14 protein-coding genes are annotated in these 14,434 nt (G+C 65.4%); 5 read left to right on the forward strand and 9 right to left on the reverse strand.

From position 1 onward, the window contains the following. Window positions 1-4: 4 nt before the first annotated feature. From ACX80L_RS15405 to ACX80L_RS15445, 9 genes are read right to left on the reverse strand one after another with little or no spacing between them, the layout of a single operon-like run. Window positions 5-1,546, reverse strand: coding sequence for an SCO6880 family protein (locus tag ACX80L_RS15405; RefSeq protein ID WP_459290707.1), 1,542 nt, complete (start codon window positions 1,544-1,546; stop codon window positions 5-7). Continuing rightward, a complete protein-coding gene (locus ACX80L_RS15410) occupies window positions 1,543-3,219 on the reverse strand; it encodes a hypothetical protein (RefSeq protein ID WP_459290709.1) in 1,677 nt (558 codons plus the stop codon). Before ACX80L_RS15410 ends, ACX80L_RS15405 begins: the two co-directional genes overlap by 4 nt. Beyond that, complete coding sequence (locus ACX80L_RS15415; protein ID WP_459290711.1) at window positions 3,219-4,034, reverse strand: hypothetical protein; 816 nt, start codon at window positions 4,032-4,034, stop codon at window positions 3,219-3,221. The genes ACX80L_RS15410 and ACX80L_RS15415 overlap by 1 nt, the downstream gene beginning before the upstream one ends. A gap of 40 nt (window positions 4,035-4,074) precedes the next feature. Next, a complete protein-coding gene (locus ACX80L_RS15420) occupies window positions 4,075-4,380 on the reverse strand; it encodes a hypothetical protein (protein ID WP_459290712.1) in 306 nt (101 codons plus the stop codon). Window positions 4,381-4,395: 15 nt separating this feature from the next. After that, entirely contained in the window at window positions 4,396-5,004 is a 609-nt protein-coding gene (locus tag ACX80L_RS15425) for a DUF6668 family protein (RefSeq protein WP_459290714.1), read from the reverse strand. Next, complete coding sequence (locus ACX80L_RS15430; RefSeq protein ID WP_459290716.1) at window positions 5,001-6,425, reverse strand: MinD/ParA family ATP-binding protein; 1,425 nt, start codon at window positions 6,423-6,425, stop codon at window positions 5,001-5,003. The genes ACX80L_RS15425 and ACX80L_RS15430 overlap by 4 nt, the downstream gene beginning before the upstream one ends. After that, on the reverse strand, window positions 6,425-7,999 hold the full coding sequence (locus ACX80L_RS15435; RefSeq protein ID WP_459290718.1) for a hypothetical protein: 1,575 nt from the start codon (window positions 7,997-7,999) through the stop codon (window positions 6,425-6,427). Before ACX80L_RS15435 ends, ACX80L_RS15430 begins: the two co-directional genes overlap by 1 nt. Beyond that, window positions 7,996-8,652 carry a hypothetical protein gene (locus ACX80L_RS15440; protein WP_459290719.1) on the reverse strand — a complete coding sequence of 219 codons (657 nt, stop codon included), beginning with the start codon at window positions 8,650-8,652 and terminating at the stop codon, window positions 7,996-7,998. Before ACX80L_RS15440 ends, ACX80L_RS15435 begins: the two co-directional genes overlap by 4 nt. Further along, entirely contained in the window at window positions 8,649-9,767 is a 1,119-nt protein-coding gene (locus ACX80L_RS15445; protein ID WP_459290721.1) for a transglycosylase SLT domain-containing protein, read from the reverse strand. The genes ACX80L_RS15440 and ACX80L_RS15445 overlap by 4 nt, the downstream gene beginning before the upstream one ends. Before the next feature lie 174 nt (window positions 9,768-9,941). Here ACX80L_RS15445 and ACX80L_RS15450 point away from each other — a divergent pair, with 174 nt between their 5' ends. From ACX80L_RS15450 to ACX80L_RS15470, 5 genes are all read left to right on the forward strand, one after another. Further along, a complete protein-coding gene (locus ACX80L_RS15450; protein WP_459290723.1) occupies window positions 9,942-10,670 on the forward strand; it encodes a hypothetical protein in 729 nt (242 codons plus the stop codon). Continuing rightward, complete coding sequence (locus tag ACX80L_RS15455) at window positions 10,667-11,437, forward strand: hypothetical protein (RefSeq protein WP_459290725.1); 771 nt, start codon at window positions 10,667-10,669, stop codon at window positions 11,435-11,437. Before ACX80L_RS15450 ends, ACX80L_RS15455 begins: the two co-directional genes overlap by 4 nt. 10 nt (window positions 11,438-11,447) lie before the next feature. Continuing rightward, complete coding sequence (locus tag ACX80L_RS15460; protein WP_459290727.1) at window positions 11,448-11,756, forward strand: hypothetical protein; 309 nt, start codon at window positions 11,448-11,450, stop codon at window positions 11,754-11,756. A 334-nt stretch (window positions 11,757-12,090) separates the two neighbouring features. After that, window positions 12,091-12,330, forward strand: coding sequence for a hypothetical protein (locus tag ACX80L_RS15465; RefSeq protein WP_459279115.1), 240 nt, complete (start codon window positions 12,091-12,093; stop codon window positions 12,328-12,330). A 172-nt stretch (window positions 12,331-12,502) separates the two neighbouring features. After that, window positions 12,503-14,347, forward strand: coding sequence for a MarR family transcriptional regulator (locus ACX80L_RS15470; protein WP_459290729.1), 1,845 nt, complete (start codon window positions 12,503-12,505; stop codon window positions 14,345-14,347). Window positions 14,348-14,434 lie beyond the last annotated feature (87 nt).

A 14,434-nucleotide genomic window follows, 5' to 3' on the forward strand; every position in this document is an offset into this window, starting at 1 on the left:
GACATTAGAGGGCCTTCCTGACGTCAGAGGAGATGGTGGCCAGGTGCTCTGGGACGAGGCCGAGCCCAAGGTTGAAGGAGAACGCGGCGTCGTCGTTGTAGTCACACGACCGCATCCGGATCTGGATGCCGGTGGCGGCGTTCCGCATGATCTTCGCCTCCACCGCCTGCAGCTGCTCCGGGCTTTCCACCGTCGCTGTGACGCCGATGGCGAAGCGCACCAGTGCCGCCCCTTCGGCCTGCTCCCGCTCGGCCTTGCGTGCCTTCTCGAGGGCGATGATCTGCGAACTGGTCGGACGGCGACCCTTCTGATTCGTGGCGAACTGGGCATTGGTGAGCGCCTGCGCGACCTGCTGCGCTGACTTCTCCGGAGGCTGCGGACGGTAGAACACGGTGACGCGCTTTTGGAGCATGCTCGCATCCGGGCCCAGCAGGGCCACCAGAGCATTCTCGCGGAACGTCCCGGCCGGCGGCTTGAACATCTGCCACGACTTGCTCGTCACCCCGGCGTGGTCGTACCTGCCCGGATATCCAATCGTCCGGGCGGCCGAAGGCCCTACCTCGTGCCAGGTGAGGCCCGTCCCGTCACCGGAGAGGCGGGCGCGCTCGACCGCGGCCGCCGCGCGCGGATTGAACGCGACGTAGGTCTGGTCGGTCAGGTCAGCGGCCCGCATGAGGGACACGCTGCCCGCGCCGACGTCCTCGAGTTCTTCCTTGAACCCCTGCAAGAGGGACTTCACATCGGCCACCAGCTCCTCGGCGGACCGTTCCGGTGCGCGGTCGCCGTCGTTGGCCTTGCCGCTGAACGTCAGGGCCACCCACTGCTCGAGCTTAGGCACGTCGAGGTTGAGGTCGTTCACCACGTCATCCATCACCTGACGGGCAAAGGCGGGCACCTCGTGGGACCCGGCCTGCTGCCGGGCCACCGCGATCGCGTCAGGGAGGCGTTCGCCCGGATCGGTCGTCGACTGCGTCGTCACCGAAATCTGCTCGACCCGTGCGTTGGAGCCGGCGTCGCGCTGGAATGCTGCCCATGACCCGACGAGCCGGTTCACGCGGTCCTGATCCAGCAGACCCAAGCCCGAGGAGTTGGTGGAGAAGAACACGGTGCCGGTCTTCAGTTTCGGGTGCCAGAGCATGACACCCTCGTTGCCGAAGAGGTCCTGAAAGTCGATCAGCTCCGTCGCGGCCAGCAGGCCCGGTGCGCGGAATGATCCGTCCGGGATCTGCGACACAGGGCCGGACTTGTAGACCGTCTTCCCGGCCTTTTTGGCCTTGGAATGCATGCTGCGCGCCAGCCACCGCTCAGGCTTGGACCGACCATGACGGTCCTTTGAGCCAAGGATCGTGGCCGCGATGAACGCGACCAGCGCGATACCGACGGCCACCCAGATCTGCGAGGCCATGATCGCGACGAACACCCCGACTGCTCCCGCGCCCAGGACAACGGTCGAAGCCATGGAGAACCCCATCAGACCCGCCGTCCGGTCCTCTGCGATGTTGCCGTACTGCCGGATGATTGTCTGTTCGGTGCTCGTTGAGCTCACTGGTCATCCCCACTCTCCACTGCGCGTTCCATGTCCCTTGCTACTTCCCGTAGCGCGTACTCGATGCGTTGCTGATTCTGGGCCAACTTATCCGCCCCGGACGGCGCCCCGGCCCGGAACCCCTCCGCCGTCGGTGACATCGCGGGTGCTGCCCCAGGAGCTTCCGATGGGGGCCTGTTACCTGCTGCTGCGGGCTCTGCCCCGCTCGGTCCCCCAGCGGACGAGCTGCCGTCACTGACACCGGAACCGGTACCGGCTGGTGCGCCCGTTGGCCCGGGCGAACCTGATCCACCAGCACCGGCATCACTGACCGGGGACGTCTCTGCCCCTGCTCGTTCCGGGCGGGACTCCGCACCCGAAGGACCACCAGAACCTCCACCAAACCCGCTAGCGGGGCCGCCAGCACTTCCTCCGAATGCCCCGCCACCTGCGTCCGATACCGGCGCGACGGGTTGCCCCGGCCTCTGTGCTGCCCCGGATGGTCCGGTTCCACCAGTTCCGCCACCGGCGCTACCTGCACCACCAGGCGTTACAGCACCGGTGGCTCCGCTTGCGCCTCCACTGGCCGTGGCCGCACTGCTGCTGGTGCCTGCGGTCGCAGATGCTTCTGCGGCAGTGGCCGCACCAGTTGCAGCGGTGCCTCCACCTGTAGCAGCCGCTTCCCCGGCCGTCACTGCGGTCCCTCCACCAGTGACGGCGGCTGCGCCCCCGCCACCACCGCCTGCCGCTGCGGCGCCGGCTGCAGCGCCAATCCCTCCGGTGAGTGCTCCGATGGCGACGGTACCGCCGACCATTGCCAGGCCGGAGGCTCCCATTCCCTGCGGTCCTGCGCTGACGGCAGGCACGAGGACCTTCGCCAGGGCTGGCATCGCAACGCAGGCGCTGCAGATGATCACGAGACCGGTGATCAGGCCGATCGTGGTGTTTCCGAGTTCGTTGTCTGCGGTGCCGTTGATGCCTTTCAGGAGGGCGAGTCCCGCCCCGTACAGGATTGCGGCGGCAGGCTTGAAGAGGACGACGGCGGCGAGCCAGCCCACGGCCTTGTCGAAGGACTTCCGTCCGCGTTCGGTCTGCGACGCGGCCGCGAAAATCGGCAGGACTCCGCACAATGCGATCGCCGCGCCGTAGGAAAAGATGACGATGACCGCGTTGATGATCGCTCCCAGCAGGGCCAGAGGCACGATGAATAGGACGATGCCCGCGAGCTGCATGGTCATCGTGGTTCCTGTAAGAGCTTCCAAGCCCATCGCAGTTCCGAGCCCGTCTTCCTGCGCGGACCCGGAGATGGTGGTCACCAGCCACGGTGCAAGGACGTCGGTCACCCCGAACAGCAGGCCCACCATCGGGACGGCCAGTGCTGTGGTGAGGACAGTCCGCACCATGCCCATGACCAAGTTCTCGGTCGAGGCACGGTCCTGGTCCCGGGCGAGCTTGATGAGCGCGAACACTGTCCCGATGACACCGGCCATCCCGACGAAGATCAACGTCGACTGCTGGATGCGGTCGGTTGCAGATCCTGCACCCATGTCAGGTGCGCCGATCTTCAACCACCAGGTGCCAACCAAGTTGATCATCTCCGTCAGGACCTGCACGACCCAGCCCGCGAGGAACTGGATCAGCTTTTCGACGGCGCTGCCGGCGATACCTTCAAGAAGATCCTCAACAACCGGCATCAGCTCTTCGGCCCCCATTCGATATACGGCTGGCCCTGGTACAGGTCCGAGGTCATCAACTCGGTACCGGATGCAGGGTCCAGCTTCCAGTCACCGTCTTCCCACAGCAGGTCAGCCTGAACGGAAACCTGACCGACAAGGCCATTCGACGAAGGAACCTCGTAGATCAGCCGGTACGAGGCTGCTTCTTCGGAGTAGAAGTCCTGCGCGTAGCCGATCAAAGTTGAGGCAGCTGATGCGGTTCCGTCCGCGGCCTGTTCTAGACCGTCCCGGATGCGCTTAGCTTTCTCGGCCAGCCTGTCCCGGTCTGGGCCCTCGGCGATGGCAACTTCTACGTTGTCGGCTGCTTCCTCGCTGACCGAAGGATCTATGGCCATCGCATAGGTTGCTGCTGCCATGAGTGCGCCTGCTTCGTTGTGCGCGAAACCAACCCGAAGACCGGAGGGCGTCTTCTCGCAGCCGCCGAACGCGGAGAACGGAATCACGTTGTATCCACCAGCTACCCATTCCTCGACCGGTGGTGCATTGTCAGCCACAGATGCGTCGTCGTTGTTGAGGTCCGCTTGGCAGTCCCAGGCGGCGTCCGCGTCCTCGACGGGTGCTGCCGTCGTGGACGCGGACGTCGAGGCGGATGATGGTGCTGTCTGCGTTGCGGCGGTGGTGGGCTCTGCTGCCGGTTCGTCGTTGCTGGGGAAGAGGAATACCCGCAAACCCCACGCGAGGAGGCCGACCAGCACCAGGGCCAGCAGCATCACGGCAGCGCCGAACCACTTCGGGCGGGCCTTCGGTTCCTGGGTGGTGTCCTGTGTGCTCATCGTGTGTCCTTCTCTCGATCAGATGGGTGGGCGTTGTTGCTCAGGTGATTGCAGTCCACACGGCCCCCGAAGCGCCCAGCAGGCAGGCAGCGACCATAGGCCAGATGGGAGCCTCGATCTCGTTGCCCTGCCGGCGGTTCCTGCCCGCCGCGACAAGGCCGAAGATGAAGAACACGAACAGGACCAGGCCCGCGCCCCACAGGATCCAGCCGATGACGGTGGTCATGCCCTCCATGCCGGGGGGCTGCGTCGGGGTGAAGGTCTGTGCCGAGAGTGATCCTTCACGGACCGGAGTGAGCGCGTTGATGGTGGTCAGGGTGTGTGCTGCCAGAGTGTTTCCGAACATGGAAGTTTGCCTTTCTCAGTGCCCAGAGCGGGCGATCTTCTCGATTTTCCGGAGCACGCTTTTCAGCCGTGTCCCGGAAGCTTGTGGGGTGACGCCGATCTCGCGCCACGAGGGTTCATACGGTGCCGTCATGGCCACCGGGAACATCCGCGCAACCCCGCGCGCGAAGTCCAGGGTCGGCTTCGTCAGCCGGTTCTTGGGCCGGTCATGGACGATCACGAGGCCGACCAGTTCATAAGGCAGCTGCCCGGACACGGACCTACGCGCCAGCTGCTGCGCGGCCTCGAGCGAGGACGCACTGGTCGAGCAGACCAACAGGGCCCGGCCCGCCCAAACAGGCCGCCGCTCAGATTCATCGACGATGTTCTCCGAGCACAGGCCCGCCAGGGTGCTGGTGCCGACGCCACCGGAGGCACCGACCAGCCACAGGGTCGCGCTGGTCACGACCACGGGGGCCGCTGGTTCCTCCTCCTCGACAGGCTCGGCGACGAGGGTCTGCTGAATGTTCCGCGGGCCTCTCAGTGATTCGCGTTGCCCGAGGATCGGGTCATCATCGATCGGGTCTTCCTGCGGTGTCACCTCCGGCTCGTTGACGAACGGATTGCGCTGCGGGGTCACGGTCATAGTCCCTCCGCGATCTGCGCGGCGGCCCGGAGCCAGGCGCGGCGGGTCTGCGGGAGCATCGAGGAGAACCGGATCCTGCCCTCGATCAGCGACGGATCGTAGGGTACCGTCACGACCGACTTCACGAACGGGCGGAAGGACTCAGCGAGCTCGTTCAACTTCGCCGGCCCGTGGGACGGGGTGCAGCCCAGGATGATCACCACGGCGCGGTCTGCCAGCGACTGCGCGTGCTCGTTGCCCGCCCGCAGGGCGCTGAGGCCCCGGGACGCGCCTTCGGCTGCGTCGTCGACGGACTTGACCGGGATGACGACCTGGTCGGAGTGCCCGATCATTGCCTCCCAGTTGTCCCCGCGCTCGGTGTTACCCGAGTCCATGAGGATCAACCGGTAATACTTCGCGGCCACCGAGTAGAGGCGGTGGACCTCGTCGCCGGTGACCTCGTGCCGCTTCTTCGCGCCCGATCGGTCATCGCTTCTCAGTACGTCGTACTGGTCCGAGGGCTGGTGATGGACGTAGGAAGCCAGATCCCCGGCCCGGGCACCGGCGGTCATGAAGTAGTCCGTCTGCTCGAGCAGGTCGACCACTGTCGCCTCGTGGCCGGCGTCGAAGGTCCGCCAGCCCAGCGACCCGAGGGAGTTGTTGTTGTCCCACGCCAGGACACCGGAGCCGCCGAGGCGGGCGAACACGGCGGACAGGCAGATCACCGTTGGCGTCTTGCCCGCCCCACCCTTGGGGTTCAGGACCGTGATCGTGCGGGGACCTGCCCAGTGCTGAGAGACAGTTTTCTCGTCCCGGCGCCGTTCAAGCTCCGCGGGGGACGCTGCGAGCTTCAACCCGAACTGGTTCAGCACACCGCGAAAACCCACCTGTGCTGGTGCATCGGCGTCCGGCCGGTCGACAAACGACGGCATCGCCGTCCTACGGGTCGGCAGCGGCTCCACCGTTACTACCGGGACCACTGCCGGTACTACGGCTGATGGAGCGACGGTTTCCGGTGCCGTTGCTTCCGTTGTCACGGAAGCCTCAGCAGGAACAGGAGCAGGAGCAGGAGCAGGAACAGGAGTGGCAACAGGTGCTGCTGCTTCCACCGCGGCCTCCGGCCGGGTCGGCTCTTTTGGCGTGAGCGGGGATGCCGCAGGTTCGGCTGCTTCGGCGGGCTGTACTGCCGCGCTTTCCGTCGGGTCACTGTCGGTGTCCTGCTCGATGATGGCGCCGTCGGTCTGGACGAGGATCGTGCGGGAGCCGGACGGGTCCTCGATGTGCAGTTCGGTGGCGGTGCTCGTCTCGGCCGCGAGGTCGGTTGCGGTGCTCATGACGGAGCGGCGGGCTTCCATTACCGAGAGGTAGGGGACGGTGGTTTGCTCGCCTCCCAGGTCGAGTTCGAGGGTGCCGGCCGGGTCGATGACAGCGGTCATTCTCATCAGGGGTTCTCCTTCGGGGAAACAGTCGAGGTGGGGCTCGGAGTAGAAGTCGGAGTAGAAGACGGGTCAGCGGTCGTGCTGGTTGTTGCTGTGGGTATTGCTGTGGGTCGGGGTGCGACCTGCGTCAGCGCATACAGCAGGCCGGTGGAGGATCCTTCGGCCCGGGTGATTGCCTTGCCGTCGTCAGTGATGACATCGGGGATGGCCGCGCGGGCGGCGTCGGTTGTGGTCTCGGTGACGCCCTGCGCGTTGATCCGCAGCTGCTCGGTGTTGGTGGTGACCCAGGCGTAGCCGGCGGCGAGTTTCCCGGCCCCGGGCAGGCGGTGGGCCTGCTTTGCTTCGACGTCGACCAGGACGGTACCGGCCAAAAGCAGGCCGTTCTCCCGGTCCACCTGAATACCCGAGGTGGCGACGTCGGTTCCTTCGACGTCGATGATGCCGACCTGCGTCGCCTCCGTCGCGTCGGTCGCATCCCCGAGGGCATAGAAGCCGATGGTGGTGGTGTCGGCGGTCTTCCAGGCCGCGACGACTGTTTCGTTCACGGATCCGAGGACCGTGACCAGTTCCGCTCCGGCCACTGGTGCGGGCAGCTTCGCCGGTGCAGGCAGGGCCGCCGAGTCCTGCGTGACGCGCCAGATCCGCCCCGAACGGTTGTCGGCCGCTACAAGGTGATCGCCGAGGGCTTCGATGGGTTCCGCGGCCGCCGGGACCACCCGCGCCGCTGTACTGCCGTCGGCTGCGACGATCAGGGTCCGCTTGTTCGGCAGGTCCACCCGAGGAGCCGTACCGCCGTCCAGGACGATCGTTCCGTCCTTCGGGACGTCGACGCGGATGGGCTCTGCTCCATCGCCGAATAGCACCAGCTCGCGGGCGGCCGCGGCCGCGACCCTCGACTGCCCATCGAGGGTGAACAGGGCGAGCTGCGCGACCTTGAACGGCGCGGTGCGCGTCCACCGCTCCACGCCTGTCCGAGGGTCATGGCCGATCAGCGTGGAGCCGTCCACGCTCACCGGCTGCCCCGAGGGATCCAGGATCGCCCGAACACTCGAGCCGGTCATCGGTGTTGTCCAGTCACCGTAGGTGTCCCACCCGGCAGGAGCAGGGACCGGCAGCTGCGCGGGCGGCGGTGTGTAGACCGTCGCCACCGGCTCAGCCATGTTGTCCTGCACCGTGGAGAAGGCACTGAACCCGACCGTGGCCGCCAGGAGGCCTGCGCTCCCCCACAGCACAGCCTTCCGGCGCGCAGGAGTACGACGGCGTGCAGACTTCGACCCAGTACGGGCAACACCAGCACCTGTGCCGGTGGCGGTGGTGTCTTCCCGTTCCTCGAGCGTGCCCAGCTCGGCGTCGACGACCATCTCGTAGACCTCGCCGTCCTCGGTGAGTCCCTGCACCCGGCACGCGGCCAAGCCCAAACGGCGACACGCTTCCGCTGCTGCGTCGGCGGCCACGTCGGCTGCGGACGCATCATCGAGCACCAGGTAGGTCAGGATGTCACCGTTCGCGTCCGCGACGATTTCGCCCTCCCCAATGGTGAGGCGGATGACGGGCCAGGAATGCACAACCGGAGTCACTTCCCCTCCCCCGTCATCGAGCCGGGCATCGAGGCGGTCATGTCGCGGGTCTGATGCCCGACGACGTCCCACTGGCCGTCCGTCTTCTCGAGATACACGGTCACCTGCCGGTGACCGCCGCTCGTCAGCGGCGTCTCGTCACGAGCTACCCAGCGCCACGTCACGTCGAGGACCCGGATCGCCTTGTCCGGGGCGACGTCCTGCGCGGCGTCACCGATCGCCGGAACCGCCCGGGGCACGCTGTAGGCGCCGTGCTCAGCTGGTTCCAACCACTCGCCGTTACTCGCGTTGCGCTCAGGCTCGACCTGATTCGCCGCCCACTCCTCGCTCATCAGCGGAATGGCACGCACCGCGGCCGCCGTCTCCGTGCGGTCCACCGTCGTATCCCACGAATGCAGCATCAGCGCCACGACCCAGGCAGTCGAGTCGACGTCCGAACGGTCGGCATCCTCAGGAGATGAGAACGTGTTGCCGCCCAGGATGCCCTCGGCAGGGAGCGATGTGTAGGAACCCTCGTAGACGGTGGTCGGCGCGGAAATCGGGGCCTCCGATCCCGGCGCGTCGGCCGCGCAGCTGGTCAGGGCGACCAGTGCCATCATTGAGACCGCCAGAGCGGTGACCCGGTACAGGTGTGTGTGTGAGCGGCGGGTCATCGCACCCACGCTCCTTTCTCTTTCAGGATCGGCTCCGGGTCGAGGTTCCAGCCCTGGTACGGGTAGACGACCTCCGGTGCTTCCGGCTTGTAAATCTCGAAGTGCAGGTGCGTGGCGACCAGCCCGAGGCCGGCCTTGTTGCCCTCGGTTCCGACGACGTCGCCGCGCTTCAACCGGTCCCCCACAGCCACGCTGTAGGCGTTGAGGTGGCAGAACGCGAACCCGAAATCGGGGTCGTCGCCGTTCTCCTTGGCGATCACGCACCCGTCCTTATCGTTGAACCCGGTAATCCGAATGCCGGTCGGCGCGATGACAGGTCCGCCGTTACCGGTGCTAGCACCCGGAGAGGACAGGTCCACCCCAACGTGGTCCTGCGCCCAAGCGGGCAGCGTCGGTATGTCCCGGTGGCCGTAGCCGGAGGTGAAGACGCCGCCCGGGAGCGGGTTGGTCCACTCGCCGTCGCCGAGGTCGCCGTCCCACGCGCCGATGCCCGCCGGTGCCGTGCAGTCGGCGGAAAACTCGCCCTGCCCGGAGGAAAGGATCTTCTCGACGTACTGCTGAGTCTCCGTGAAAGCCGGGATGCCCTTGGCTGCCTGCACAGCGCCGGGGCCGGCGTTGTAAGCGGCGAGGGTCAGGCGCACGAGCAGGTCGGCGTCATCACCGGCCAGCGGCTGCACCTGCTCTTTCAGGGCCGCCATGTAGCGGCCGTAGGCAGGGATGGCGTCCTCGGCCGAGAACGGGTCCCCGCCCGCCCCGTACAGGGCCCAGGTGCCGGGCATGAACTGAGCGACACCCTGAGCCCCTGCAGGGCTCCATGCGCCTTCGTTCCAGCCCGATTCCTGCTTGAGCTGCGCCGCCACCACACTCACCGGCAGGCCCGCTGTCTTCGCGGCGGCGTCGACCAGGTCGCCCCAGCCGTTCGGGATTGCCGGCGTCGAGGTGAGGTCACCGACGGTTTCGCCGACTGCCGAGACGACGCACGCAGCGGGCTTCTCCTCGGTCTGCGTGAGGATCGCAGCTCCCGCGATGCCCACGACGGGCAGGCCCGCCAGCAGAGGTACAAGGATCGCCAGGGCCAGTAGCGGTGACGCTCCATGCTTGTCGTCTTCGTCCACTGCTACCTCCCAGCGGCGTGAAGGCACAGACTGGTTAGGGTCTGCCCGGTAAAATTTGAGACGTGAAGAAAGAGGGATGAAACCAATTCCTCAGTTTTTACAATAGCTTAAATTTTGACATCCTCGCTATATGGGCGTGCCGTTCCCATTTAGTGCTCTCTTGAAGGAGGTGCCGTGGCTGTTTCTGGTTCTGACTTCAAGCGTTGGCTCGAAGGTCGCGGCATCACCACCTCGGCGAGTGAGCTGGGCCGCCTGACCGGATTGCATCGCGTCACGGTGGGCAACCAGATCCGGCGCGGTAACGTCCCCGAATCGACCGTGGTCGGCGTGGCCCGAGGCGTCGGTATCGACCCAGTCACGGCATTGGCGGATTTCAAGGACTACGAAGACCTCGACAGCCGGCCCCGCACACCAACGGCCGCGGAAGTCCTCAGCCAGGTCCACCACGCCGACCTCATGGTCGAGCTGCAGCACCGCTTCCACGAAGACCTGTTCCCCCGGAACGACAAGGTCAAAATCGACTTCCCCCACGACGGTTCCCATCGAGCATGGATCGACGCCATCGACACCGGCGACGTCCGGCACGACGTGGCCGAGAAGACAGGAACGGCGATCACCTACCTGTTCAACCAGCTCTCGGAAAACAAGCTCACCCCCATCCAGGCGGTCACTGCTGCCCGGGTCAGCGGGACGTCGATGGTCGCGGGGCTTGTCGTCGTCGGACTCATCACCATGGAAGAGGGCGACTGGCCCGAGGAGATCCGGGAAACGGCCCTGATGGTGATGAAGAACGAGGACCTGGTCGAACTCATCCAACAACGACTGAACCTCCTCCAGCGCCGCCTCCGGCAGCGCAAGGAAGCTCTCGAATACGCGGAGAAACTCACGGACCTGATCGGATGAACGACAGCATCTACGTCATTTCAGTCAGCTTCATGCTGATCTTCCTCGGTGGACTGACGTTCCACCGCATGACCTCCAGGCGCACACCCGAAGGGGCGCGGGCACTGCTGCGACCCAGTGGCCGGCTGGCTCTCATGGGAGTGCTGCTGACCGCCGCCTACGTCTTCTCCCTGCCGGGCGTCTATCAGGTGCTGGAGGCCATCGTGCCTATCTCCAACGGCACCGACTTCATCGCCAAATGCTGCGCTATGACCGCTGTAGGGGTCCTCGGCGTGCACCTCGCCGTTGCCTACGGCTCAGAAACGGCTACCACCTGGATCGTTGGAAAGCGCGGCCTCCTGGTGGGCGTGATCGCGGCCTCAGGGGTGCTCTGCACGCTCCTCGTGGCGGATACCCCCGAGGCGTCACCCCGCTTGGAGATGTACCAAGAGCAGCGCGCGGTGGAACTGAACGAGTGGATTGTCCTCGCCTACACCGCCTACGTACTGGTGCCCCTCCTGCTGCCGGTCTTCCGCGACAGCCGCAGGAACCCTCTGCGCTTCGGCCGACTGGCCTCGAGGTTGATCTTCGTTGGCTTCATCCTCTCGATCGGACGCGCCCTGGCCTACCCGCTGGAACTACGGGCGGGGGCTGAAGCGTTCTACATCTTCGAGCTGGTCACGCACGTATCGACAGCCTGCGTCGTCCTCGGACTGTGGGCTTTCGCCTTCGCCAGGTCACGCCAGCTGGCACGCAAGACCTTCGACACCGGTCTGTCGATCAAGTGAGGAGTGGAACGTGAGTCAGACACCACCAGAGGCCAAGATCGCGGTAGAGCGGATCCTGACCAAGGCGAACCCGGAGAACGAGGCCGCCTACGCTGTCATCTTCCATGCCGTGAAAATCTGCATCGAGGCCGGGATGAACCGCCGGCAGACTGCCCGGTACCTCGGCGTCTCCGCCCGCAGGATCGACAAGCACGGCCAATACTTCCGCACCGCGAAGTCGGTCAGGACCATGTTTGGAGAAGCCTTCCGATCCACCTCGATTGACGTGCCAGCAGAAGACGCTAAGGCGAAGCTGATCCAGTGGGCGTGGAAGAGCTAGCCGCGCACTAATTGCTATGGATTGAAGGATTGTGCCATATTGGTACAGTCCTTCAATCGTTAGGAGGCCAGATGCAGCCCACCGGCAGAGAGGGGAGCGTGTCCCAAGACACGGCCACTTACGACTCGCCCCCGCAGGGCGACCGCAAAACGACACAAAAACAGTTTTGCCGTAATGCTTCGTGGTCACTGACCGTGGTGTTAGGTTCGGAGTGTCCGGAAAGAAAACTGTTTTCGCTCACGCGAGAATTGAGACCGCAAGGTCACTGGACATCTGGAACTGATCACGAAGCGAAGGCCCCGGGGGCCAGCAGATTCAAAGGACAGTGGTAATCATGGCTGTGACAGCAGACGGTCGAGTTGGACCTGGCCGCAGGCACAAGGGTGACCGCAAGCTCATTGGCTTTCGCTTGGCGACGGAGAAGGCCAACACGGTGCGGGAGATCGCATCCGCTGAGGGCTTTGAGCACGTCAGCGACTGGGTAGCCTCCGTTGTCGAAGATCGCATCCAGCACACCGACCTCACCAAGACCAACCAGCAGGGGGCTCTGCCTATCGGCCGCCTCGCCTCTTAACGAAGAGAAGGCCCGCCGTAGGCGGGCCTTCGAAGACTTCGACTCACAACCTGTGTTTGCTTGCCGGCTGATCAGGAAGTAAGTCCAACAAACGCCTTTTCCCTTGGGAGGAGCGGACCTCTGTCATTCCTTCAGGAGGAATACCATCACTTTACCCCAGCATGGCTGGGCCTTGCCAGACTTACAGAGTTCGGGCGTGTCGCTTGTCAAAGACGAGCCCTCGGTCGTATGGGCTGCACTAGCACCCCTCCTGGCAGGTCAGCCCCGTGTGAGGCTGTCGCGAGACGCCGGTAGAAGCTACCCACAGAAGTTCGAGCGGGATCTGACCGATGCCCTGCCGACCGTGCCTGCAGCTGTCCGCGTCTTCGGCAAGGACGGCTCCTGCCGCGCGCTCTTCTTCGACTTCGACGCCTCCAAGGGAGGCCTGGCCCAGGTCACAGCTGACGTCCGGGCCCTGCAGGAATGGCTGCACCGCCTCGGCGCCCGCTGGATCGAGGACTTCTCCCCGAACGGCGGACGTCACGTCTACGTGCCGCTGGCCGACCCGGCGACCTTCGCCGATGCCCGGGAGCTCGTTGAGGCGCTGGGCAACAGGCTTCCGAGCCTCGACAGGACGCCCCACCAGAACCTCCTCCACGGGTGTATGCGCGTGCCCGGGAGCCGGCACAAGTCAGGCGGCCACCAGCAGCTCGCCATGAGCCTATCGATGGCCTACGACGTCGCACGCCGGCCCAACGCCTCGACCGTCTGGGCGGCGATGCGCCGTGACCTCCGGGACGAGATCCAGGCTGCCCGGGCCCTCCGCCTCGAAGCGGTGGCCCCCGTAGTCGAAACGTCCACAGCGGACACGATGGACGTCTCTTCGGCTCCCCGGATGTCCCAGGCCATGCAGAGCATCGCGCGCACAGGGCTGTACGACGCCAACCGCTACGGCAGCAACTCCGAGGCTCGCCAGGCAGTCATCACGGGAGCTGCTGCTGCCGGACTGGACGCCACCGACATCTACCGCCGCATGACCCAGGGGATCTGGCCCGGCCTCGCGTCCTTCTACGCCCGCTACAGCTCGGGGAACAGAGTCCAGGCACTTCAGCGCGACCTCGCTGCTTCACATCGGCACCTCAAATCAAAGGCCACAAACACAGCAAGGCAAAGCAGTGACCATAAAAACCCCACAAGCCAGCCACATACACAGCCGCCCGCACTACACCGTGGTAATTCCACGCTCGTCGATTCTGCCGCCGAGCATCGATTCATCAGGACCTGGAGAAACGCCGCTTCGCTGGTTGAGCAGACAATGGGTTCCTCAAGGGCTGACCTCGCACGAAGGATGGTGCTCAGGGCACTGGGAGCCGCGGCACATATGACCGGAGGATCGGTCGTTGAGTTCGGGGTCCGATCATTGGCTGTTGCGACAGGGCTCGATCACACCACTGTGGCCGGTCATCTGCGCGCGCTTCGATCGGCGACCAACCCCCTCATCGCCCTGCTCGAGAAGGCAAAGGGGACGCGGGGAGATCAGTACGAGCTCACCGTCCCGGATTCGCTCAAAGACAGTGCCGGAGATTTGGCTTGGAAGAAGGGCAAGCTGCACGCCCTCCGGCCTGCCTTCAGGGAGCTCGGCTTCCCTGCGGCGTTCGTGTACGAGGCGCTGGAGACATCGGTCGCTCCCCTATCGACGGCCGAGCTCGTCCGCATCACGAGGCTCTCCCGCACCACGGTCAGCGAGTCCCTCGAGATCCTCGCTGCGTGGAACCTCGCGACTCGCGGCCGTGCAGGATGGACCATAGAGGCTTCCACCAGCCTGTCCACGGTTGCCGAGTGCCTGGGCGTCCTGGAGGACGTCGCAGCACAGGTGAAGCTCTACAGGGCGCAGCGCGCAGTCTGGCGGGAATGGCTCGCTGGGCGTGCTCCGGATGCGCTGTACCCCTCCCCCGATGACGACTATCCGTGGGAGACGTACGAGGGACCGCCCGACGACCTATCCCTCGCGGATTTGGCGTTCAGGCCGGCGGGCTGATGCCAGAATTACAGAGTTCGGGAGATACGAGGTGCCAAGCGCGGGAGTGGTGTCCTAACTTCGGAAGTTCGGTACTCCGTAGTCCTG

It is taken from the genome of Arthrobacter sp. MDT1-48-3 (assembly GCF_054511015.1).